The following is a 23,231-nucleotide window of genomic DNA, read 5'->3' as shown; positions in this document are numbered from 1 at the left end:
CTCCGGGGCGATGCCCCTCTTCTATTATTCACAAATAAAATGTTATTTCATCTGTGAGGATTGAAGCATAACCTTGATTATCCCCGCATTAGAGCGCGATCCCGATGAAGTTTCACACCTTCTTGATATCTGTTTTGACATGTCTCCCAGGCAATGAGTGGCGATATATAAAATTTCCTTTTACAAATGAAATATCGTGGTTTATAAAGTCGCCTCATCTCAGTCCGACAGTCACGCCATCATGCCCAGAACCAGGAAGATCAATCCGGACGACGCCGCCACCGTGCAGACCGCTGCCGCCGAGGACGACAGCAGCAGCGGCAAGACGCGCTATGCCGCGCCGGCGCTGGACAAGGGACTGGATATCCTGGAACTGCTGAGCCGCTCCGAGCAGATGCTCACGCTCAACCAGATCTCGCGCCAGCTGGGCCGCAGCGTCAATGAGATCTTCCGCATGGTGGTGACGCTGGAGCAGCGCGGCTACCTGATTGCCGACAATGACCATTACCGGCTCTCGCTGAAGCTGTTCGAACTGGCCCACCATCACCAGCCGATCCGCTCGCTGGTCAGCACCGCCCTGCCCCATATGCGTGAACTGGCCAGCCGCGCCGTGCAATCGACGCACCTGACGGTCTATGAAGCCGGTCGCGTGATCGTGGTGGCGCAGGTGGACAGCCCCGAACGCTGGGCCTTCGGGCTCAAAGTGGGGGCCTTGGTGAGTTTGACGGATACGGCTTCGGGCCATGTGCTGCTGGCCTTCCGCGACGAGGCCGAGCGCGCCGCCATGCTGGCCGCCCATGTGCGCATGGATGGCGAGCAGGAAATCGAAACGGCGCAACTGATGCGCCAGATCGAGGACACCCGCAAGCGCGGTCATTCACGCATGGAGAGCCGCCAGATCCGCGGGGTGGTCAACCTCTCCTATCCCGTCATGGGCGCCAACAACCGCATGCTGGCGGCTTTGAACGTGCCCTACATCGAACGCATCGACAAGAAGGTCAATCCCAGCCTGGACGAGGTGCAAGGCATCGTCCAGGAGATTTCAGCGCGGCTGTCGCGGCTGATGGGGGATTCCAGCTTCGGCTCGTGAAGCCGGGCGCGGCGCGGGTTCAGCCGGCGAAGCGCACCTCGGGCAAGCCGCGCACGTCCGCCAGGGCGACGGCGAACAAGGCCCCGGCCTGCGGGTCGGCAGCGCGTTGCTCGGCGCTCATGCCTTCATGGGCCGTGGTGACATAGAGCGTGTCGAACTGCGCGCCGCCGAAGGCCACGCAGGAAGGCTGGGACGTCGGGATGGCGACGACGCGGTCGATGCGGCCATCAGGCGCATAACGCACCACCCGGGCCCCGCCCCATTGGGCATTCCACAGATAACCCTCGGCATCGATGGTGGAACCGTCCGGACCACCCGGCTGCGCCACGTCGGCGAAGACGCGTTGTCCGCCGACCGCACCGCTGGCGGCATCGTAGTCACAGACCATGATCTTGCCGGCCATGGAATCGCAGTGGTACATCAGCTTGCCATCGAGGCTGAAGCAGATGCTGTTGGAGATGGCGATGGAGGGCAGGGACAGACGCTCCAGCGTCAGGTCGGTATTCAGGCGATAGAAACTGGCGATGGGCGCGCGACCTGCGTCTTCATTGAGGGTGCCGAAGACGAAACGACCCTGGCGATCGCAACGGCCATCATTGAGGCGCGTGCTGGGCAAGTCATCCTCGATGCGGCAGATCGGCGCGATCGTCCCTGTGGATAGATTGAAGAAGGCCAGGCGCGACTCCAGTCCGATCAGCAACTGCTGGGGATCGGCCGTGAAGGCATAGCAGCACAGCCGCTCGGGCATGCCCCAGCTGCGCGTGAGGCCCGTTTGCGGATCATGGTTCCACAGGCGCGATGCATGGATGTCGGTCCAGAAGACCGATTGCGAGCGGTCGCACCACAGCACGCCCTCGCCCAGTTCATGATGTCCATCCACCAGCAATTGCGCATTCATCGTCTTGCCCCGCCAATAATATAAATAATTTACCGATGGCGGCAGTGTTGCCGGCGGCATCGGCACAGATCGAACCACATTGGACTACATTGCACTACATCGGACTACAAGAAAAAAGGGCGGGCTTGCGCCCGCCCTCAACTACATCAAGACCACCTCAGGAAGGATTACAGATACTACAGAGTTATTGCATCAGAACGAGTGGGCGATACCGAAGTAGCCACCGGTCTGATTGGTGCCCTTGCCACCGCCGGTGGAGCTGTCCGCTTCCAGCGAGTAGTTGGCGTTGTTGCCGTTGCGCATGGTGCCGCCGCCCACGTACAGCAGGGTACGCTTGGACAGGAAGTAGTTCACACCGGCCATGAACAGGTTGGCGCTGCCATTGCCGTTGTTGGCATTGACGTGGAACACCGAGCCCACCAGCTGGAATTGCGGAGTGACGTCGTAGTTCGCACCCAGCCAGTAGTGGTTCACGCGATCAGGCACGCCGCTGGCGGTGTTGGCGTCAGGTGCGCGCAGGTTTTCGTAACCCAGGAACATCTTCAGCTTGTCGATCTTGTAAGTACCGCCCAGGATCAGTTCCTTGGAGGTGTCATACACATCGGTGTAGCGGCCGTTGGCATCGCGGATCACGTCATAGATGCCGCGCAGTTCCAGACCATTGTTCTGGTACACCAGGGACAGGCCGTCCTTGCGACCATACTTGGTGCTGGTGCCGCCCTTGCTGAAGGAGCCGGCTGCTTCGCCCAGGCTGGTCTGCACGGTCGCACCGAAGCCGCCGAAGGTCGGGGTGGTGTACTCGATCACGTTGCTGGCGCCGGGCCAGTTACGGCCACGCACCAGGTTGGCGGTACCGATCCATTGCTGGCCGGTCGGGTCCAGGAACCACACATCGTTGTTGATGAACAGGTTCTTACCCAGCTTCAGGCTGCCGGCATTGGCCGAGGACAGGCCGACGTAGGAACGACGATTGAACAGCGAGGTGCCGTTGATGTCGGTACCGTTGAGGCCGCCGGTGGTCGAGCCAAAGCCCGATTCCAGCAGGAAGAAGGCATTGGTGCCGCCGCCCAGGTCTTCCGTACCCTTGACGCCGATCATGCTGGTGCCCCACTGGTTGCTGGCAGCACGAATACGTGTGCCGGTCGTGCCAGAGCCATCCGTCTTGGGAACGTTGGTCATGATATCCACGCCCGCAACCACACGGCCGTAGATGGTGACACTGCTGGTCTGCGCCTGCGCCTGTGCCGAGAATGCTCCCATCAGCGCGAGCGCGCACAGGGTCTTTGCTCCAATAAAGGATGGCTTCACTTGCTTCATGAATAGTCTCCGTGGATATTGCCGTTTAAATTTTTTTCGTCGGTGGGCTTGGTCGTGCAGCTTGCACTTCAGACCCCGTGAATCCTGACGGACCCCTGACGGTCTCCCAACTTTTTGTTTTGATGCTGCCCGACCATCTCTTCGTTCATTCCGGACACTGTCATTGTTTTGTCCTGTACAGCCCGGAATGTGGCTAGATACTAAGTATTCGGTTCATGTCTTTCCAATGAAATCTTTAGCAATTCCGATATGCGATTTGATATCATGAATTTCTAAGAAAAATTCTATGTAAAAAAAATGCAGAATATGGTCCCGGAGACTTATGAAAAACAGTGACCCCAACTGGTTTCTGCGGGCGCGATTGAAGACCCGCCAACTCCTTCTCCTCATCGCCCTCGACGACACCCGCAACATCCATCGCGCCGCCAGCGAGCTCAACATGACCCAGCCGGCGGCTTCCAAGCAGCTCAAGGATCTCGAAGACATGCTGGGCGTGGCCCTGTTCGAGCGCCTGCCGCGCGGCATGCGGCCCACCATCTATGGCGAGGCCATGATCCGCCATGCGCGCATGGCGCTGACCAGCCTGTCCAAGGCGCACGAGGACATCGTGGCGCTCAAGTCGGGCCTGTCCGGCCAGGTGGACGTGGGCGGCATCCTCTCGCCGGCCATGGCGCTGTTGCCGCCAGCCATCGCACGGGTCAAGGAACAGGCGCCGATGCTGCGTATCGGCGTGGAAGTGGAAAGCAGCAACATCCTGCTCTCGCGCCTATTGCACGGCGAACTGGACTTCATCATCGGCCGCATCCTCGACGACGAGGCGCGCGGCGGCCTGCTCTATGAAGAACTGGCCGACGAGCCGATCTGTGCGGTCGCGCGGGTGGGCCATCCCTTCCATGCACGCACCGACCTGAGCCTGGCCGACCTGGCCAGCGAGGCCTGGATCATGGCGCCCAAGGGCAGCATCCTGCGGGCGCGCTGCGACCAGATGTTCCGCGAGCAAGGGCTGGCGCCGCCGTCCAACGTGGTCGACACCACCGCCATCCTGTTCATCACCAGCCTGTTGCAGCAGACCGACTTCATCTACGCCATGCCCACCGAAGTGGCGCGTTACTACACCCAGGCCCGGCTGATGGATATCCTGCCCATCGAGTTGCCCTGCCGCATGGCGGGTTTCGGCATCATCACGCGCCAGGACAATCTGCTCTCGCCGGGGGCCAACCTGGTGCTGCAGGCGATCCGTGAAGTCGCGAAAATGATTTACTGAGCAAGCATTTTCTTGCGCATGATGCAGCCAAAAGGCCACAGTGCGTCCCGGAGTTTTATTAAGAAATGTAAGGAAGCGTAAGCCGATCTGAAAACCGGATTCACCAAATTGTGTAGCGCGATTTTTCTGCGCCAGAAAATAAAAAAAGCAACTGCAAAAAAACAACAAGCCTTCGCCGGAAATCTAAGTTTTTCTCTCTCCACCAATGAAAAAGCGTCGCCAGGCAGCGACGCTTTTTTCATTTCAGCCAGTGCGTCCCCCTATCAGGACACGCCGGGCCGTCATCCTCGATCCATCAAACCCAACCGGCATCGACGATAAATTCCTGCGCGGTGCACATGGCGCTATCGTCAGCAGCCAGGAACAGCACCATGCGCGCCAGGTGCCACGGCAGCAGGTCACCCTGCAGGCACTGGTTGCGGGCGATGGCCTTCTTGCCTTCCTCATCCAGCCACAACTGCCTTTGGCGCTCGGTCATGACCCAGCCCGGCGTGACGGTATTGACGCGGATCTTGTGCGGACCGAGGTCGCGCGCCAGGCCACGAGTCAGGCCCAGGGTCGAGGCCTTGGCCGTGGTATAGACCGGGAAACCGCCGCTGGACTGGTGCCAGCTGATCGAACTGAAATTGATGATGGAGCCGCCGCCACGGCGCTTCATCCCCTCCACCACCGACTGCACGGCGAAGAAGGACGGGCGCTGATTGATGGCGATGCGGTCGTTCCAGTATTCCAGCGTCACTTCTTCCAGCTTGTGACGCTGGTCGTTGGCCGCATTGTTGACCAGCACATCGAAGTCGCCCAGCTGGGCTTGCAGTTCGGCGATGGTGGCCTGGAAAGCCGGGATGTCACGCAGGTCGCAATGGCGGAACAGCGGCTTGGGGTGACCAGCCGCAGCCACTTCGTTGCACAGCGCTTCGCTGGCTTCGGTGGCGATATCGACGAAAGCCACCTGCGCACCTTGTTGCGCAAACGCTTCGACGATGGCCGCGCCAATGCCGGTGCCGCCACCGGTGATGAAGACGCGCTTGCCCTTCAAGCTGGGGAAGCTCGCCAGTTGTACGTTCTGGGGAGTGTTGCTCATGAGAAGTCCTTGCCGCCGGTGTCATGCCGACACCGGCTCATCCATGGGATATCGGGTGAAAGATCAGTGCGAGTGCTTGGGCACGGCTGCGCCACGGCAACCGACCAGGAAGTCGAAGTCGCAGCCTTCATCGGCCTGCAGCACGCGGTCCACATACAGGGACTGGTAGCCACCGACCATCTCGGGCTTGCGCTCGGCCAGCAGCTTGGCGCGGGCTTCAAGGCGGCGCTTCATCTCTTCTTCGCTGATGTCGAGCTGCAGCTTGCCGGCATAGGCGTCCAGTTCGATGAAGTCGCCATCCTGGACGATGCCCAGCGGACCGCCCGCAGCGGCTTCCGGCGCCACATGCAAGATCACGGTGCCATAGGCGGTGCCGCTCATGCGCGCATCCGAGATACGCACCATGTCCTTCACGCCGGTGGCCAGCACCTTGGGCGGCAAGCCCATGTTGCCCACTTCGGCCATGCCCGGATACCCCTTGGGACCGACGTTCTTCATCACCAGCACGCAGCTGGCGTCCACATCCAGATCGGGATCGATGATGCGTTCCTTGTAGTGGTTGAAGTCTTCGAAGACCACCGCGCGGCCGCGATGCTTCATCAGCTCAGGCGTGGCTGCCGAGGGCTTCAGGACCGCGCCGCGCGGCGCCAGGTTGCCGCGCAGGATGCAGATGCCGCCATCTTCGATCAGCGGCTTGGCCAGCGGACGCACCACTTCGTCGTTGTAGATCGGCGCATCCTTGACGTTGTCCCACATGGTCTGGCCGTTGACGGTCAGTGCATCCTTGTGCGGCAGCAGGTCGGCCTCGCCCAGGCGGCGCAGCACGGCAGGCAGGCCGCCGGCGTAGTAGAACTCTTCCATCAGGTAGCGGCCCGAGGGCTGCAGATCGACGATGGTCGGGGTGCCACGGCCGATGCGGGTCCAGTCTTCCAGTTCCAGGTCCACGCCGATGCGACCGGCGATGGCCTTGAGGTGGATCACGGCATTGGTGGAACCACCGATGGCGGCGTTGGTGCGGATGGCGTTCTCGAAGGCCTTGCGGGTCAGGATCTTGGACAGGGTCAGGCCTTCCCAGACCATGTCGACGATGCGCATGCCGGACAAGTGCGCGAGAACATAGCGGCGCGCATCAACGGCGGGGATCGCTGCATTGTGCGGCAGCGACACGCCCAGCGACTCGGCCATGCAGGCCATGGTGGAGGCGGTGCCCATGGTGTTGCAGGTGCCCGCCGAACGCGACATGCCGGCTTCAGCGGCCATGAAGTCATGGATGGTGATTTCACCGGCCTTGACCTGTTCCGACAATTGCCACACCACCGTGCCCGAACCGATGTCGCGGCCCTGGTGCTTGCCGTTCAACATCGGACCACCGGTCACGACGATGGCCGGTACGTCGCAGCTGGCCGCCCCCATCAGCAGGGCCGGCGTGGTCTTGTCGCAGCCGGTCAGCAGCACCACCGCATCGATGGGATTGCCGCGGATCGACTCTTCCACGTCCATGCTGGCCAGGTTGCGGGTGAGCATGGCGGTGGGGCGCAGATTGGATTCGCCATTGGAGAACACCGGGAACTCCACCGGGAAGCCGCCGGCCTCGATGATGCCGCGACGCACGTGTTCGGCGATCTTGCGGAAGTGGGCGTTGCAGGGGGTCAGTTCCGACCAGGTGTTGCAGATGCCGATGACCGGCTTGCCCTGGAATTCGTGGTCGGGGATGCCCTGGTTCTTCATCCAGCTACGGTACATGAAACCGTTCTTGTCGGCGGTGCCGAACCAGCCAGCCGAGCGCAGGGTGCGGCTCTTGTCTTTTTTGTCGCTACTCATCGTTGAATTCCTGACAGAAGGAAATGAAAGGATAGGGTCCAGCCGGAGGTCAATGTAAAAGGCGGGCCACTCTGCCCGCCTTTGCCATCCGGATTACTTGTTCTTGTTGTAGACGTCGAAGCACACGGCCATCAGCAGGACCAGGCCCTTGATCATCTGCTGGTAGTCGATGCCGATGCCCATGATGGACATGCCGTTGTTCATCACGCCCATGATGAAGGCGCCGATGACCGCGCCCATGACCTTGCCCACACCGCCCGAGGCCGAGGCGCCGCCGATGAAGCAGGCTGCGATCACATCCAGCTCGAAGCCCAGGCCAGCCTTGGGGGTGGCGGTGTTCAGACGCGCCGCGAAGATCAGGCCGGCCAGCGCGGCCAGCACGCCCATGTTGACGAAGGTGAAGAAGGACACGCGTTCGGTCTTGATGCCCGACAGCTTGGCCGCCTTCTCATTGCCGCCCACGGCATAGACGCGACGGCCCAGGGTGGTGCGGCTGGTGACGAAGGTGTAGAACACCATCAGCGCAAACATGATGATGAGCACATTGGGCATGCCGCGATAGGTCGACAGCAGGTAGCTGAAGGCGATGATGGCGGCAGCGAACACGCCGTTCTTGAGCAGGAAGAACATGGCCGGTTCATCTTCCATGCCGTGCTTGGTCTGCTTGCGGCGACCATGCAGCTTGACCAGGATCAGCACCACGGCGGCGATGATGCCCACGACCAGCGAGGTGGTGCGGAAGGTGGCGTTGCCGGTCAGTTCAGGGATGAAGCCCGAGGACAGCATCTGGAAGGTCTGCGGGAAGGGGCCCAGGGACTGGCCTTGCAGCAGCGCCAGCGCCATGCCCTTGAAGACCAGCATGCCGGCCAGGGTGACGATGAAGGACGGGATCTTGAAGTACGCGATCCAGTAGCCCTGCGCCGCGCCGATCAGGCCGCCGGCGATCAGGCAGACGATGGAAGCGGGCACGAAGCCCCAGCCGTAGTCCACCATCAATACCGCCGCCAGTGCGCCAATCAGGCCCACCACCGAGCCCACCGACAGGTCGATGTGGCCGGCCACGATGACCATCAGCATGCCCAGCGCCATGATGACGATGTAGCTGTTCTGCAGCACCAGGTTGGTCAGGTTCAGCGGACGCATCAGCGTGCCGTCGGTCATGATCTGGAAGAAGGCCATGATGGCCACCAGCGACATCAGCATGCCGTACTCGCGCATGTTGTTCTTCAGGAAGCTGCCGTAGTCCTTCTTTTCGGCGGCGCCGCCGGCGGCGGCCGCAGCCGGTTTCTTGCTCATGTCAATGCTCTCCATTGTCTTGCTCCTCAGGTGCTCTCTGGTCTTTATGGTAGTTGCCGCCGGTTTGGCTCCGGCTTGGTCTGCTGCGTTCAGGCGGCCTTGGACAGGCCCGGGTCATCGATGCGCTTGTTGCGCATGATGGCGCGCATGATGTTTTCCTGGGTGGCCTCGGCCTTGGGCAGGTGGCCCACGAACTGGCCTTCGTTCATCACGTAGATGCGGTCGCACATGCCCAGCAGTTCCGGCATTTCCGAGGAGATCATGATGATGCACTTGCCCTCGGCGGCCAGCTTGCTGATGATGTTGTAGATCTCGAACTTGGCGCCCACGTCGATACCGCGTGTGGGTTCGTCCAGGATCAGCACCTCCGGCTGCGAGAACAGCCACTTCGACAGCACCACCTTCTGCTGATTGCCGCCGGAGAGGTTGACCACCTTCTGCAGCACGCTGGAACAGCGGATGCGCATCTGCTGCTTGAAGTCGGCGGCGATCTTGTATTCGCGCGCCTCGTCGATGACGGTGCGCTCGGACACGCCGCCCAGGTTGGCCAGCGAGATGTTCTTCTTGATGTCTTCTTCCAGCACCAGGCCATCGCCCTTGCGGTCTTCGGTGACGTAGGCGATGCCCTTGGCGATGGCTTTCTCGATGGTGGACAGATCCACTTCCTTGCCGTGCAGGAAGGCCTGGCCGCTGATCTTCTTGCCGTAGGCGCGGCCAAAGATGCTCTTGGCCAGCTCGGTACGGCCCGCCCCCATCAGGCCGGCGATACCGACGATCTCGCCGGCGCGCACGGTCATGTTGACGTCCTTGATGGCCAGGCGGTCCGAGTGCAGCGGGTGGTGTACACGCCAGTCGCGCACTTCAAAGATCACGTCGCCGATCTTGGGATCGCGCTGCGGATAGCGGTCGGCCATCTCGCGGCCCACCATGTGCTGGATGATACGGTCTTCGCTGATGGGTTCAGCGCGGCAGTCGAAGGTATCGACCGTGGTGCCGTCGCGCAGCACGGTGATGGAATCGGCCACCTTGGAAATTTCGTTGAGCTTGTGCGAGATCAGGATCGAGGCGATGCCCTGGCGCTTCAACTCCAGCAGCAGTTCGAGCAGCGCATCGGAATCGCTTTCATTGAGGCTGGCGGTCGGCTCGTCCAGGATCAGCAGCTTGACTTCCTTGGAGAGCGCCTTGGCGATCTCGATCAATTGCTGCTTGCCCACACCCAGGTCGCCCACCTGTGTCAGCGGCGACTCCTTCAGGCCGACCTTGGCCAGCAGCTCCTTGGCGCGCACGTAGGACTGTTCCCAGTCGATCACGCCGCCCCGGGCCTGCTCATTGCCCAGGAAGAGGTTTTCCATCACCGACAGCAGCGGCACCAGCGCCAGCTCCTGGTGGATGATGATGATGCCCAGGTGTTCGCTGTCGCGGATGTCCTTGAAGGCGCGCACCTCACCCTTGTAGACGATGTCGCCGGAATAGGTGCCATGCGGGTAGACCCCGGAGAGCACCTTCATCAGCGTGGACTTGCCGGCGCCATTCTCGCCGACGATGGCATGGATCTCGCCTTCGCGTACCGCCAGGTTGACGTTGTTCAACGCCTTCACACCCGGGAAACTCTTTTCGATGCCGCGCATTTCCAGAATGTTGCTCATGATGCTGACCTCTCTTCTGCCGGTCTTCCGAACCATCGCGAAGCCGGAGTTTTTGTCTCGTGTGCATTGCCTTTGCGCAAGCACATCTTCCTGAAAGTATTAGTCCTGCACAGGGCGGGACTATGCTGATCTTGTGAGTATTCTTGCTGCGAAAGATTCAACGGGCGGGCGCAACGATGTGTCATCGGCTGCGCCCGCTGTCCTGCTTACTTCAGCTGGGCTTCGGTGTAGTAGCCGCTGCCGACCAGGATTTCCTTCCAGTTCGACTTGTCCACCACGACCGGCTTCAACAGGTAGGAAGGCACCACCTTCACGCCGTTGTTGTAGGTCTTGGTGTCGTTGATCTGGGGCTGCTTGCCGCCCAGGACAGCGTCAACCATACCGACGGTGACCTTGGCCAGTTCGCGGGTGTCCTTGAAGATGGTGGAGTACTGCTCGCCACGGATGATGGACTTGACCGAAGGCACTTCCGCATCCTGACCCGAGACATACGGGAAGGGTTGTTGCGGGGTGCCGTAGCCGACGCCGCGCAGCGAGGACAGGATACCGATGGACAGGCCATCATACGGGGACAGCACGGCGTTGACCTTGGCGTTGGTGTAGTAGGCCGACAGCAGGTTGTCCATACGGGCTTGTGCAGTGGCCGGATCCCAGCGCAGGGTCGCGACCTTGTCCATGCCCATCTGCTTGGAACGCACCACCAGCTTGCCGCTGTCGATGTAGGGCTTCAACACCGACATGGCGCCGTTGTAGAAGAAGAAGGCGTTGTTGTCGTCCGAGGAACCGCCGAACAGTTCGATGTTGAACGGACCCTTGCCTTCCTTCAGGCCCAGGGCCTTTTCCAGCGATTGCGCCTGCAGCACGCCGACCTGGAAGTTGTCGAAGGTGGCATAGTAGTCGACGTTCTTGGAGCCACGGATCAGGCGGTCATAGGCGATGACCTTGACGCCCTTGTCGGCGGCCTTCTGCAGCACGTCGGTCAGGGTGGTGCCGTCGATGGCGGCGATCACCAGCACCTTGGCGCCCTTGGTCAGCATGTTCTCGATCTGGGAGAGCTGGTTGGGGATGTCGTCTTCGGCGTATTGCAGGTCGGTCTGGTAGCCCTTTTCCTTCAGGACCTTGACCATGTTGTTGCCGTCGGCGATCCAGCGGGCCGAAGACTTGGTGGGCATGGCCACGCCGACCAGCTGCTTGCTCTGTGCGCTCACCTGTGCGCTGATGGACATCAGGGTGACGCCCAGGCCGAGGGCAATACCGCTCAATACGGATTTGATTTTCATGCTTCGAGTCTCCAGTCTCTATTTATGGAATGGCGTGTTGTAGTTGTCTAAAACAGCGCCTCTAGTTCTGATGAATGTCATGCAGAGCAACTGTTTTGCGGGCTCTACATTAATTGCTTTACCAATACATTTCTAATGATTTTTTGAACGTAATGGATATGGTTTTCGGTATAACTCCCTCTATGTAAAGTTATCTTAATTAAGCTTAAAAAATCCCGCTCAAGCCGCTACTGTCGCGGCTTTTGCAGGTGCGGCCGGTTTCCCGCGCAGGGCCCCCAGCGAGATGAGCCGTTGCGCCACGCAAAAGACGAACAGCAGCGCCCCGATGAAGATCTTGGTCCACCAGGAACTGAGGGTGCCATCGAAGGCGATCAGGGTCTGGATCACCCCCAGGATGAGCACGCCGGTCAAGGTACCGGCCACGTAACCATAGCCGCCGGTCAACAGGGTGCCGCCGATGACCACCGCAGCAATCGCATCCAGCTCCACCCCCTGGGCATGCAGGCCGTAGCCGGAGAGCATGTAGAAAGAGAACAGCACGCCGGCCACCGCCGCGCACAGCCCGCTGAAGGCATACACCAGGACCTTGGTGCGCCCCACCGGCAAGCCCATCAGCAGCGCCGAGTTCTCGTTGCCGCCGATGGCGTAGACGGCCCGACCGAAGCGGGTGCAGTGCGCCATCCAGATCGCCAGCGCCAGCATGAACAGGGCGATCACCACGCTGGGCGAGATGAACAGCCCTGCCAGCTCCAGCCGCGTCTGCGACAGGGTGGTAAACAGCGGCTCATCGATGGTGATGGAATTGATGCTGATGAGGTAGCACAGTCCGCGCGCCAGGAACATCCCGGCCAGCGTGACGATGAAGGCCTGCAGCTTGAAGTAATGGATCATCGCGCCCATGGCGGCGCCAAACCCGGCGCCCATCAACAGCACGGTGACGATCACCAGCAGCGGATGCCAGTGCCAGTTCTGCAGCAGGAAGGCCGCCACCATCGTGGTCAGCGCCAGCACCGAGCCGACCGAGAGGTCGATGCCGCCGGAGAGGATGACGAAGGTCATGCCGATGGCCACCACCAGCAGGAAGGCATTGTCGATCAAGAGATTGAGCATCACCTGGGGCGACAGGAAGCCATCGTAGCCGAGAGCGCCGGCCACCAGCATGACTACCAGCAACACCACGGTGACCATGGACGTGAACCACGGCGCGTGCGAAGCGCGCCGCAAGGAAGAAACGAGCATCATGATTTGGACATCCTCAACATGCGGCGGAATTGCGGCGACTGCGACAGGCAGACCAGGAACACCACGATGGACTTGACCACCATGTTGACCTCAGGCGGCACGCCCAGCGAATAGATGGTGTAGGTCAGCGTCTGGATGATGAGCGCGCCGATGACGCTGCCCACCAGGCTGAACTTGCCCCCGGCCAGCGAGGTGCCGCCCAGGGTCACGGCCAGGATGGCGTCCAGTTCCAGCAGCAGGCCGGCGTTGTTGGCGTCGGCGCTCTTGATGTTGGACGCGATCATCAGTCCGGCCAGCCCGGCGCAGGCGCTGCAGAACATGTAGACGAAGAAGATCAGCGCCGCCGTGCGGATGCCGGCCAGGCGGGACGCCACCGGGTTGATGCCGACCGATTCGATGAACAGCCCCAGCGCGGTCTTCTTCATCAGCAGCGCCAGCAGCACGAACATGGCCGCCGCGATGTAGAGCGAGAACGGCAGGCCGAACAGATAGCCGCCGCCCAGGAAGAAGAAGGGCTTGTAATAGACCGTGACGATCTGGCCATCGGTGAGCAGCTGCGCCAGTCCGCGCCCGGCCACCATCAGGATCAGCGTGGCGATGATGGGCTGCAGCCCCAGACCGGCCACCAGCAAGCCGTTCCAGGCGCCGCACAGCAACGCCGCGCCCATGGCCGCGCACAGCGCCCAGACCATCGGCACATTGCTGACATATTGCGAGACGCCATCGACCACCACCATCTTGCCGCCGATCAAGATGGCCGCCACCGCACCGGAGATGGCCACCACCGCGCCCACCGAAATATCCACGCCACGCGTGGCAATGACCAGCGTCATGCCCAGCGCGGCCAGCATCAGCGGTGCGGCGCGGTTGATGATATCGATCAGGGCGCCATACAGGTGGCCGTCCTTGATCTCCAGCTTGAAGAAGCCTGGCACCAGCAGGAAATCGATCAGCAGCAGCACGGCCAGCGCCGCTAGCGGGCGCACCAGGGGATGGCGCAACAGGCCGGCCAGCACGGGCGAGCCTGCGCGCGCGGCAGTATCGGGAATCAGTTTGGAATCCATGGAAGCACTCATGCGGTCTCTCCCGCGATCACCTGCAAGACCGACTGTTCGTCCAGCTCGCCGCGGCGATACTCACCACAGGCGCGACGGTCGCGCAGCACCAGCATACGGTCGCTGCAACGCAGGACCTCGGGAATCTCCGAGGAAATGAAAAGAATGGACATGCCCTTGCGGCACATGGCGATGACGAAATCCATGATCTCCTGCTTGGCGCGCACGTCGATGCCGCGCGTGGGCTCGTCCAGGATCAGCATGCCCGGGTCGGTGGCCAGCCAGCGCGCCAGCAAGGCTTTCTGCTGGTTGCCGCCGGAGAGCAGGCCGATGGGGGTTTCCAGGTCGGCCGTCTTGATGCCCAGCCACTTGACGTAATCTGCGGCGATCTGGTTCTGACGCTTGCGCGGCAACACCCGGAACAAGCCTTGACGCGCCTGCAGCGCCAGGATGATGTTTTCGCGCACCGACAGTTCCAGGATCGCGCCCTCCTTCTTGCGGTCCTCGGAACAGAAACCGATGCCGGCGGCAATCGCATCGCGCGGCACGTTGAGCCGGACCTCCTTGCCTTCGATACGCAACTGGCCGCAGTCAGCACGATCGGCGCCGAACAGCAGGCGCGCCATCTCGGTCCGCCCCGAACCCAGCAGGCCGCACAGTCCGAAGACTTCGCCGCGCCGCAATTGCAGGTCTTGCGGCGCCAGCACGCCGCGCCGGCCAAAGCCCTCGGCTTGCAGGAAGACTGCACCGGCAGCGGCGGCATCGGTCGAGAGTTCGGACGCCAGCGCCTCGGCGCCCGCCTCGACCTTGCGGTGATCGACCGCGGTCACCCCCACCATCTTGTTGACCAGGTCCAGGCGCGACAGCTCGGACACCAGGTATTCACCCTCGCGCACGCCATTGCGCAGCACCGTGATGCGGTCCGAGATCTCGTAGGTCTGGTCCAGGAAGTGGGTCACGAAGAGGATCGCCATGCCCTGCTCGCGCAGGCGACGCAACACCTTGAAGAGCTGCTGCACCTCGGCCTCATCGAGGCTGGAGGTGGGCTCATCGAGAATGAGCACCTTGGCCGAGACCGACAGCGCACGCGAGATCGCCACCATCTGCTGGATCGCCAGCGGATAGGACGACAGCGGCGCAGCGACATCGATATCGATCTGCAACTGCTGCAGCAGTTGCCGGGATTGCGTGTGTACGCTCTTCCAGTCGATGCGGCCAAAGCGGGTGGGATAGCGGCCCACGAAGATATTCTCGGCCACCGACAGGTTGGGACAGAGGTTGACCTCCTGGTAGACCGTGCTGATGCCCAGCGCCTGCGCCTCCAGGGTGGAAGCCGGCGCAATGGCGCGGCCATCCAGTTCGATCTTGCCGCCATCGGGTTCATGCACGCCGGTCAGCACCTTGATCAGCGTGGACTTGCCTGCGCCATTCTGCCCCATCAGGGTATGCACTTCCCCCGGGAACAGCCGCAAGCCGACATCGGTGAGCGCCTTCACGCCCGCAAATGCCTTGTGGATACCGCTCAACTCCAGCATGGGACGCGCCTGCGTCCCGACAGACATCGTCATCGCAACTCCATCAGAACACCCGCTGCGCGCACTTCCGCAGCAGGCGAAAAAAACCGCCGCACAGGCGCACCGCGCTAAGCGGCAGCCAATGCGGCGTCCATCAGGTCGGCATCAGTACTTGCGGTTGGGGAATTCCTTGGCCGCCACTTCGGCCGGGAAGATGCCTTCCTCGGTCGTGATGCGCTTGGGGACTTCCTTGCCAGCCTTGATGTCCTTGGCGATCTGCATCAGTTGCGGACCCAGCAGCGGGCTGCACTCGACGGTGACATTGAGCTTGCCGGCCATCATGGCTTCGAAGGCGCCCTTGACCCCATCGATGGAGATGATGATGATGTCCTTGCCCGGCTTCATGCCGGCTTCTTCGATGGCCTGGATGGCGCCGATGGCCATGTCGTCGTTATGGGCGTAGAGCACATTGATCTTCTTGCCCTCGGCCTTGAGGAAGGCTTCCATCACTTCCTTGCCCTTGGCGCGGGTGAAGTCGCCGGTCTGCGAGCGGATGATCTTCAGGCGCGGTTCGCCCTTGATGACTTCCTCGAAGCCTGCCTTGCGGTCGATGGCCGGCGCCGAACCGACGGTGCCCTGCAGTTCGACGATGTTGATGTCACCCGCCGGCATGCTCTTGGCCTTGTCCAGCAGCCAGCGGCCAGCGCGGCGGCCTTCTTCCACGAAGTCCGAACCGATGAAGGTCACATACAGCGACTTGTCGGAGACGTTGACGGCGCGGTCGGTCAGGATCACGGGAATCTTGGCGGCCTTGGCTTCACGCAGCACGGTTTCCCAGCCCGACTCCACCACCGGCGAGAAGGCGATCACGTCGACCTTTTGCGCGATGAAGGAGCGGATCGCCTTGACCTGGTTTTCCTGCTTCTGCTGGGCGTCGGCGAACTTCAGGTTCACGCCGGCCTGCTTGGCGGCGTCCTTGATGGAAACGGTGTTGGCGGTACGCCATTCGCTTTCAGCGCCGACCTGGGAGAAACCCATGGTCAGCGGTTTGTCGGCGGCAAAGGCCGGCAGGCTCATGGCGCTGCTACCCAGGCTCAGGCAAATGGCTGCGCCCAGAAGCGCTCTTCTCTTCGAATTCATTGTCAGTCTCCGTTGGCAGGGAATTGTGGACTTCCCCTTGTTGTATGCGTGAAGTGCGCTGCGCCGGCGATGCGTTCGACTTGTAGGAATAAGAGTGCGGCGCGGTGCGTCTGGAATCGGGAACAGCAAACAGCCCTGATCGTTCTCGATCCGGGCTCAATATTAGGTAAGCAAGCAATAAGCTTCCAATGAATTTTTAATGTTTTTCGATACCGTTTCCCGCATCGATGAGCCTGCACCGTCGCGCAGGCCGCTTTCGTCGCGGCTCGGGCAGGCTTCGCGCAATTTTGATATCGTTTGCGATCTTTTTTTCATTATTCCCTATCGGAGGGCGGTGATAGCATCGGCGTGATTTTTTTGAAGCGCAGTTCGTGCAGACGGAGCGCAGACCCAGCTCGTGAACCCTCTCCCTCTTCGTGAAACCGCCTTCGATGTCCCCTCGACGGGACGCTGCACCCCATCGCTGATGCGCGCTGCACACCATAACAAGACACGAGACGACATGCCATCCCGAGCAACCGATGCCCGCCGCGCAGGCTCCCAGGGACTGCCGCAAATCCATACCTTGCAAGCCGGTCGCCAGCGGCTGCATGTGCTGCCTTCGCTAGGCGGCGCACTGGCTGGCTGGGAATGGCAGCGCGAGCGCCAATGGCTGCCGCTGCTGCGCCCCTGGAGCGCCGACCCTGCAGCGCTCTACGCCACTGCCTGCTTCCCGCTGCTGCCCTGGTCCAACCGCATCACCGGCGGTGGATTCGACTTTGACGGCAAGCATTATCCGCTGGTCCCCAACCGCCCCGGCGAACCCTATCCCATTCACGGCGACGGCTGGCGCCAGGCGTGGACCATCACGGCCCAGGCCGAGGACCGCATGACCCTGGAACTGGAATCGGACCGCTGCGACGGCAATCCCTACGTCTATCGTGCGCGGCAGTTGCTGACCCTGCGCGAGAACGCGCTGGAGATCGAGCTGCGCGTGACCAATACCGGCACAGAGACCCTGCCCTACGGCCTGGGCCTGCATCCCTACTTCGTGCGCGACGCCCAGACGCGGCTGCAATTCCGCTCGCGCGGCGTGTGGCTCTCGGGACCGGATCGCATCCCCACCAGCTTCACCCGCCAGCTGCCGCCAGGCTGGGACTACAACCGCCCGGCCACGCTGGAAGACAAACTGATCGACAACTGCTTCGAAGGCTGGGATGGCCTGGCCATGATCGAAGATCCCACGCGCGGACTGCGCCTGCAGATGCATACCACCGACCGCAGCGGCTATGTGCTCATGTTCCGCCCGGTAAAACAGCCCTTCTTCTGCCTGGAGCCGGTGACGCATCCCATCGACGCCTTCCACCGGCCCAAGCGCCCCGGTCTGATCGACCTGGCCCCGGGCGAGGACATGGTCTTGCTCACGCGTTTTTCCGTCTGCGAGATCGCCCAGGAAGAACCCCAGGCGCGGCCAGCCGTAAGCAGCGCCGCGCGATGAACCGAAAGACACGATGAACCAGAATCACCATGACTGCGCCCTGATCGCCCTGGACTGGGGCACCTCTTCCCTGCGCTGCTACCGCTATGACGGCAGCGGCCAGGTGGTGGAGCGGCGCGCCCATCCCTGGGGCATCATGAACCTGCCCGCCGTGGAGCATGGCGACGACGCCCAGGCGCCCTACCGCGCCGCCCTGGAAGCGGCCTGCGGCGACTGGATCGCCGCCGCGCCCGAGGCTGCGCTCATTGCCGCCGGCATGGTCGGCAGCAAGCAGGGCTGGCGCGAAGCGGCCTACCTGACCGTGCCGCTGGCACCGGACGGCATCGGCCGCAAGCTCACCGAAGTCGATACCGGCCTGGGCCGCTCCCTGTGGATCATTCCGGGACTGTTGCAGAACTCGGCCCTGCCCAATGTCATGCGCGGCGAGGAAACCCAGGTGATCGGCGCCTTGCAGCAGCAGCGCCAGTCCGAACTGCTGATCGGCCTGCCCGGCACGCATTCCAAGTGGGTGCGCGTGGTGGAGGGCCGCATCGAGCATTTCGACACCTTCATGACCGGCGAAGTCTATGGCGCGCTGTGCGGCCATACCATTCTCGGCCGCACCATGCACAAGCCTGACGTCCCTGACGACGCCGCCTTCGTGCGCGGTGCACGCGTGGCGCAGGGACCGCAGGGCCAGGCCGGCGTGCTCTCCAACATCTTCAGCAGCCGCACCCTGGGCCTGACCGGCGAGCTGGCCCCCGAGGCCCAGCCCGATTACCTCTCGGGCCTGCTGATCGGCCACGAGATCGCCGCGCTCAAGAGTCTTTACCCGGCACAGCAAGCGCCCATCGTCCTCATCGGCGACGCCGGCCTGTGCCGCCGTTACCGCCTGGCCCTGGAGCTGTACGGCCTGGGGCCGGTCAGCGAGGCTGACGCGGCCACCGAGGCAGGCCTGTGGATACTGGCCCGCCATGCAGGACTGGTCGCCTGATCCGGCGACATCACCGAACCACGAGAGAACAGATGAACACCCAACCGCAACGATTCCACGACGCCCTGCGCAGCACCGGCATGATCGCCATCCTGCGCGGCGTGCGCAACGCCGAAGCCGAAGCCATCGGCGCGGCCCTCTATGAAAGCGGCTTTCGCATCATCGAAGTGCCGCTCAATTCGCCCGAACCGCTGCTGAGCATCACGGCCCTGCGCAAGAGCCTGCCGGCCGACTGCATCGTCGGTGCAGGCACGGTGCTCAAGCCGGCCCAGGTGGAGCAGATCAAGGATGCCGGCGGCGAACTGATCGTCATGCCGCACAGCGACGGCGCCGTCATCCGCGCCGCCCGCGACGCCGGCCTCTACAGCGCGCCCGGCGTAGCCACCGTGACCGAAGCCTTTGCCGCACTGGCCAACGGCGCCGACGTGCTCAAGATGTTCCCCGCCGAACAGCTGGGCCCGCAGGTGGTCAAGGCCTGGCGCGCCGTGATCGCGCGCGACATCGCACTGCTGCCGGTGGGTGGCATCACCCCCGAAGGCATGGCCGTGTTCCATGCCGCTGGCGCATCCGGCTTCGGCCTGGGCTCGGCGCTGTACACACCCGGCCTGTCGGCCGAGCAGGTGCGCCAGCGCGCAGAGGCCTTCGTGGCGGCATGGAAGGCGCTGGCCTGAAGCCATTCATTGAAGTCATGCATCGTTCACCAGATCGGCCCACGATCTTTTTTCAAGCGCAAGCAACAGAGTAAACGCATAACCGTTACCGGATAGAACATGAAAATCACCAAGATCACCACCTTCATCGTGCCGCCGCGCTGGTGCTTCCTCAAGATCGAGACCGACGAAGGCGTGGTCGGCTGGGGCGAGCCCATCGTCGAAGGCCGTGCGCACAGCGTGGCCGCCGCCGTGGAAGAACTCTCCGACTACCTGATCGGCAAGGACCCGCGCAACATCGAAGACCACTGGACCGTGCTCTATCGCGGCGGCTTCTATCGGGGCGGCGCCATCCACATGAGCGCCCTGGCCGGCATCGACCAGGCCCTGTGGGATATCAAGGGCAAGGACCTGGGTGTGCCGGTGCACCAGCTGCTGGGCGGCGCCGTGCGCAACTCCATCCGCGTGTATTCATGGATCGGCGGCGACCGTCCCGCCGACACCGCCGCCGCCGCCAAGAGCGCCGTGGCGCGCGGCTTCACCGCCGTGAAGATGAACGGCACCGAAGAACTGCAGTTCATCGACAGCCACGACAAGATCGAACTGACCCTGGCCAACGTACAAGCCGTGCGCGAAGCCGTCGGCCCCAATGTGGGCATCGGCGTGGACTTCCATGGCCGCGTGCACAAGCCCATGGCCAAGGCCCTGATCAAGGAACTGGAGCCGTACAAGCTGATGTTCATCGAAGAGCCGGTGCTGTCGGAGAACTCGGAAACCCTCAAGGAAATCGCCCACCTGACCTCCACCCCCATCGCCCTGGGCGAGCGCCTGTATTCGCGCTGGGACTTCAAGCGCATCCTCTCCGAGGGTTATGTGGACATCATCCAGCCCGACGTCTCCCACGCCGGCGGCATCACCGAGACCCGCAAGATCGCCATGATGGCCGAAGCCTACGACGTCGCGCTGGCGCTGCACTGCCCGCTGGGCCCGATCGCGCTGGCCTCCTGCCTGCAGGTGGACGCTGGCAGCTACAACGCCTTCATCCAGGAGCAGAGCCTGGGCATCCACTACAACGAAAGCAATGACCTGCTGGACTACATCCGCGACAAGAACGTGTTCGCGTATGAAGACGGCTACGTCAAGATCCCGCAAGGCCCTGGTCTGGGCATCGAGATCAACGAAGAGTATGTCCGTCAGCGCGCCGAAGTCGGCCACCGTTGGCGCAACCCGATCTGGCGCCACAAGGATGGCAGCTTTGCCGAATGGTAAAGCGATAAGCCGAAACTTCCTCCTCGGTAGTCCCTCAGCCCGGTCCGGCGCAAGCTGGCCGGGCTTTTTTGTGGGCCGAAGTATCACTGACTGGAATGAAATCCCGATTTCACTGCAAATCCGGATTTCAACATATGCTGAAATAGACATTTTTGGTGAAATACTCTCCTTGACATTTTCACCAGAAATGGTATTTTCAACAAATGCTGAAACAACACCGTTCAATGAAAATGTTTGAGAACCAGGCGGCACAAGCCCTGCGCTTGCTGTTGCAGCAAGTGCCTGCACTCAAGCTTCTGGACATTGAACATGACACCTCAGCACCCGATTCGGGCGTCGATTTCACGGCCCGGCTCAAGGTATCAGGCAAACGCCATGCATTGGTCTGCGAAGCGAAGACCTCGGGCCAACCGCGCCATGTGCGCAATGCCCTGCTGTCCTTGCGCGATTACATGTCCCATCATGCGCAAGACGCCACGCCCGTACTGATCGCGCCCTACCTCTCCCCCGACGCCCAGGCGCTGTGCCGCGAGCACGACGCTGGCTTCCTGGACCTGGAAGGCAATGCCCGCCTCGTCTTCGATGGCATTTTCATTGAGCGTCAGGTAGCCAGCAAACCCCTTGCAGACCGACGGGCGCTGCGCTCCTTGTTCAAGCCGAAATCGGCGCAGGTATTGCGCGTGATGCTGCGCGATCCTCAGCGGACCTGGCGCGTCACCGAATTGGCGCAGGCCGCGGCAGTCAGTCTCGGGCACGTCAGCAACGTGCGCACCGCCTTGCTGGAACGCGAATGGGCGCAGGTGGCCGAGCAAGGGCTGTTCCTGTCCGAACCCGATGCGCTGCTGGATGAATGGCGCGCGACCTACGAGCCGCCGCCCGGCAGGCGTCTGGGCTTCTACACCCCCTTGCACGGGAACGCCTTCGAACAGGCGGCACGGCATGCCATGCGGGCAGAGGAAGAGTTTCCCGCAGCCGCGTTTTCGTCATTCTCGGCAGCGCACTGGCTGGCGCCCTACGGAAGGACGGGGACCCAGTATTTCCATGCCACAGCAGACGGGCTTGCGCGATTGCAATCGGCCCTGAAGCTCTCGGCGACCGACAAGGGCGAGAACGTCATCGTGACCGTGCTAGACGACGCCGATCTCATGCGCGATACCCAGGAACCCGCGCCCGGCGCGATCTGTACGAGCACCATTCAAACCTATCTTGACCTGAGCAAAGCAGGCGAACGCGGACGGGAGGCCGCAGATCACCTTCGAAGGAAATTGCTGACATGGAAGACTTGACGCCGGGCGAGCCCCAATCCGCCTCAGACTATGACGATCGCACCAGCATGGCCGTCAAGAAGGTACTGGTGGAAATCGGCCAGATCCTCGGCAGCTTCAAGGGGAAATTCGCCATCGTGGGCGGGGCTGTCCCCTGGCTGCTGCTGGGCAACGACGATATGCCCCATGTCGGCACGGTCGATGTCGATCTGAGCCTGGATGCCGAGGCGCTGGGTGATGGCCAATATGTCACCCTGATCGAAGCGCTGCAAGAACACGGCTATCACCAGCGCCGGGAACTGCGCCGCTTTCAGCTTCTGCGGCAAGTGGTGACCGAGGATGGCGGTGCACCGATCGACATCATTGTCGACTTCCTGATGCCGCGTGAGGCCGAGATTGTCAAAAACGTGCCGCCCCTGATCAGCGACTTTGCTGTCCAACGGGCAGATGGCGCAGATCTCGCCCTGCGTTTCTATCAACTGGTCGCCATCAGCGGCCCGATGCCTGCCGGCGGCACGAACCGCGTGGAAATCGCGGTGTGTTCGATTCCCGCCTTGCTGGCGATGAAGGGACACGCCATCCAGGGACGCTACAAGCAGAAAGATGCCTATGATATCTACTACTGCATCCGGAATTACCCCGGCGGTCCGGAGGCCCTTGCCGAGCAATGCCGCGCACTGCTCCATCATCCCAGTGGTGCAGCCGGTTACGGCTTCATTGCCGAGAAGTTCGACAGCGTCGATGGCTTCGGCCCGACATGCGTACGTCGCTTCGTGGAACAGACAAACGTACTCGGAGAGCGTAGTCCTGAGCAATGGCAACGGGATGCCTTCGGTCAGGTCGAAGCCTGGCTGAAGGCGCTCGGCCTGAAACAGTAAGCCCTTCTTCGGCGCTCTGCACCAAGCTCATCCGCAGATTCCATTTACCGAATCCCGCAAAAGCTGGCAAAGTCA

21 protein-coding genes are annotated in these 23,231 nt (G+C 62.1%); 10 read left to right on the top strand and 11 right to left on the bottom strand.

Features of this window, described 5'->3' with window-relative positions:
- Positions 1–241: 241 nt before the first annotated feature.
- Positions 242–1,090 carry an IclR family transcriptional regulator gene (locus tag BGK68_RS11280; protein ID WP_013233075.1) on the top strand — a complete coding sequence of 283 codons (849 nt, stop codon included), beginning with the start codon at positions 242–244 and terminating at the stop codon, positions 1,088–1,090.
- Positions 1,091–1,109: 19 nt separating this feature from the next.
- On the opposite strand, the gene BGK68_RS11275 is transcribed toward BGK68_RS11280, so the two are convergent.
- Complete coding sequence (locus BGK68_RS11275; protein WP_075257172.1) at positions 1,110–1,988, bottom strand: SMP-30/gluconolactonase/LRE family protein; 879 nt, start codon at positions 1,986–1,988, stop codon at positions 1,110–1,112.
- A gap of 192 nt (positions 1,989–2,180) precedes the next feature.
- Positions 2,181–3,305 carry a porin gene (locus BGK68_RS11270; protein ID WP_041310257.1) on the bottom strand — a complete coding sequence of 375 codons (1,125 nt, stop codon included), beginning with the start codon at positions 3,303–3,305 and terminating at the stop codon, positions 2,181–2,183.
- Between the two features lie 322 nt (positions 3,306–3,627).
- On the opposite strand from BGK68_RS11270, the gene BGK68_RS11265 reads away from it, so the two are divergent.
- Positions 3,628–4,569, top strand: coding sequence for a LysR family transcriptional regulator (locus BGK68_RS11265; protein WP_013233072.1), 942 nt, complete (start codon positions 3,628–3,630; stop codon positions 4,567–4,569).
- Between the two features lie 295 nt (positions 4,570–4,864).
- Here the strand turns inward: BGK68_RS11265 and BGK68_RS11260 are convergent, their stop codons facing one another.
- The 9 genes from BGK68_RS11260 to BGK68_RS11220 all read right to left on the bottom strand — a co-directional run bounded on the left by BGK68_RS11260 (position 4,865) and on the right by BGK68_RS11220 (position 16,644).
- Positions 4,865–5,650: an SDR family NAD(P)-dependent oxidoreductase gene (locus tag BGK68_RS11260; RefSeq protein WP_075257171.1), complete on the bottom strand. Its 786-nt coding sequence runs from the start codon at positions 5,648–5,650 to the stop codon at positions 4,865–4,867.
- Between the two features lie 63 nt (positions 5,651–5,713).
- Positions 5,714–7,471 (bottom strand): IlvD/Edd family dehydratase, encoded by a 1,758-nt coding sequence (locus BGK68_RS11255; RefSeq protein WP_075257170.1) that lies wholly within the window; start codon positions 7,469–7,471, stop codon positions 5,714–5,716.
- A 93-nt stretch (positions 7,472–7,564) separates the two neighbouring features.
- The gene (mmsB, locus tag BGK68_RS11250) at positions 7,565–8,782 is read right to left on the bottom strand and encodes a multiple monosaccharide ABC transporter permease (protein ID WP_075257169.1); all 1,218 of its coding nucleotides are present in this window, start codon (positions 8,780–8,782) and stop codon (positions 7,565–7,567) included.
- 74 nt (positions 8,783–8,856) lie between these two features.
- Complete coding sequence (gene mmsA, locus BGK68_RS11245) at positions 8,857–10,413, bottom strand: multiple monosaccharide ABC transporter ATP-binding protein (RefSeq protein ID WP_075257168.1); 1,557 nt, start codon at positions 10,411–10,413, stop codon at positions 8,857–8,859.
- Between the two features lie 206 nt (positions 10,414–10,619).
- Positions 10,620–11,693: a multiple monosaccharide ABC transporter substrate-binding protein gene (gene chvE / locus BGK68_RS11240; protein WP_075257167.1), complete on the bottom strand. Its 1,074-nt coding sequence runs from the start codon at positions 11,691–11,693 to the stop codon at positions 10,620–10,622.
- Between the two features lie 219 nt (positions 11,694–11,912).
- Complete coding sequence (yjfF, locus tag BGK68_RS11235; RefSeq protein ID WP_075257166.1) at positions 11,913–12,935, bottom strand: galactofuranose ABC transporter, permease protein YjfF; 1,023 nt, start codon at positions 12,933–12,935, stop codon at positions 11,913–11,915.
- Entirely contained in the window at positions 12,932–14,011 is a 1,080-nt protein-coding gene (locus tag BGK68_RS11230; protein ID WP_075257165.1) for an ABC transporter permease, read from the bottom strand. Before BGK68_RS11230 ends, yjfF begins: the two co-directional genes overlap by 4 nt.
- Positions 14,008–15,558, bottom strand: a complete 1,551-nt coding sequence (locus BGK68_RS11225; RefSeq protein ID WP_013233064.1) for a sugar ABC transporter ATP-binding protein — start codon at positions 15,556–15,558, stop codon at positions 14,008–14,010. Before BGK68_RS11225 ends, BGK68_RS11230 begins: the two co-directional genes overlap by 4 nt.
- Before the next feature lie 111 nt (positions 15,559–15,669).
- On the bottom strand, positions 15,670–16,644 hold the full coding sequence (locus BGK68_RS11220; protein WP_075257164.1) for an ABC transporter substrate-binding protein: 975 nt from the start codon (positions 16,642–16,644) through the stop codon (positions 15,670–15,672).
- A 199-nt stretch (positions 16,645–16,843) separates the two neighbouring features.
- Between BGK68_RS11220 and BGK68_RS27815 the strand changes: the two genes are divergently transcribed.
- The 8 genes from BGK68_RS27815 to BGK68_RS11190 all read left to right on the top strand — a co-directional run bounded on the left by BGK68_RS27815 (position 16,844) and on the right by BGK68_RS11190 (position 23,156).
- Positions 16,844–16,996: a hypothetical protein gene (locus tag BGK68_RS27815; protein WP_156181721.1), complete on the top strand. Its 153-nt coding sequence runs from the start codon at positions 16,844–16,846 to the stop codon at positions 16,994–16,996.
- 150 nt (positions 16,997–17,146) lie between these two features.
- On the top strand, positions 17,147–18,121 hold the full coding sequence (locus BGK68_RS11215; protein WP_075257163.1) for an aldose 1-epimerase: 975 nt from the start codon (positions 17,147–17,149) through the stop codon (positions 18,119–18,121).
- A 13-nt stretch (positions 18,122–18,134) separates the two neighbouring features.
- The gene (locus BGK68_RS11210) at positions 18,135–19,094 is read left to right on the top strand and encodes a 2-dehydro-3-deoxygalactonokinase (RefSeq protein WP_013233061.1); all 960 of its coding nucleotides are present in this window, start codon (positions 18,135–18,137) and stop codon (positions 19,092–19,094) included.
- A gap of 32 nt (positions 19,095–19,126) precedes the next feature.
- Positions 19,127–19,765 (top strand): 2-dehydro-3-deoxy-6-phosphogalactonate aldolase, encoded by a 639-nt coding sequence (locus BGK68_RS11205; RefSeq protein WP_075257162.1) that lies wholly within the window; start codon positions 19,127–19,129, stop codon positions 19,763–19,765.
- Between the two features lie 99 nt (positions 19,766–19,864).
- Positions 19,865–21,013 (top strand): galactonate dehydratase, encoded by a 1,149-nt coding sequence (dgoD, locus tag BGK68_RS11200; RefSeq protein ID WP_075257161.1) that lies wholly within the window; start codon positions 19,865–19,867, stop codon positions 21,011–21,013.
- Entirely contained in the window at positions 20,991–21,251 is a 261-nt protein-coding gene (locus tag BGK68_RS27450; RefSeq protein WP_143433021.1) for a hypothetical protein, read from the top strand. The genes dgoD and BGK68_RS27450 overlap by 23 nt, the downstream gene beginning before the upstream one ends.
- Positions 21,217–22,299 (top strand): hypothetical protein, encoded by a 1,083-nt coding sequence (locus BGK68_RS11195; RefSeq protein ID WP_075257160.1) that lies wholly within the window; start codon positions 21,217–21,219, stop codon positions 22,297–22,299. Before BGK68_RS27450 ends, BGK68_RS11195 begins: the two co-directional genes overlap by 35 nt.
- Positions 22,287–23,156 carry a nucleotidyl transferase AbiEii/AbiGii toxin family protein gene (locus BGK68_RS11190; RefSeq protein ID WP_075257159.1) on the top strand — a complete coding sequence of 290 codons (870 nt, stop codon included), beginning with the start codon at positions 22,287–22,289 and terminating at the stop codon, positions 23,154–23,156. The genes BGK68_RS11195 and BGK68_RS11190 overlap by 13 nt, the downstream gene beginning before the upstream one ends.
- The last annotated feature ends 75 nt before the right edge of the window (positions 23,157–23,231 follow it).

Origin of the sequence: Herbaspirillum camelliae (assembly GCF_001929405.1) — a bacterium.
Lineage (GTDB): Bacteria > Pseudomonadota > Gammaproteobacteria > Burkholderiales > Burkholderiaceae_D > Herbaspirillum > Herbaspirillum seropedicae.
This window is presented reverse-complemented; position numbering and strand designations above follow the sequence as displayed.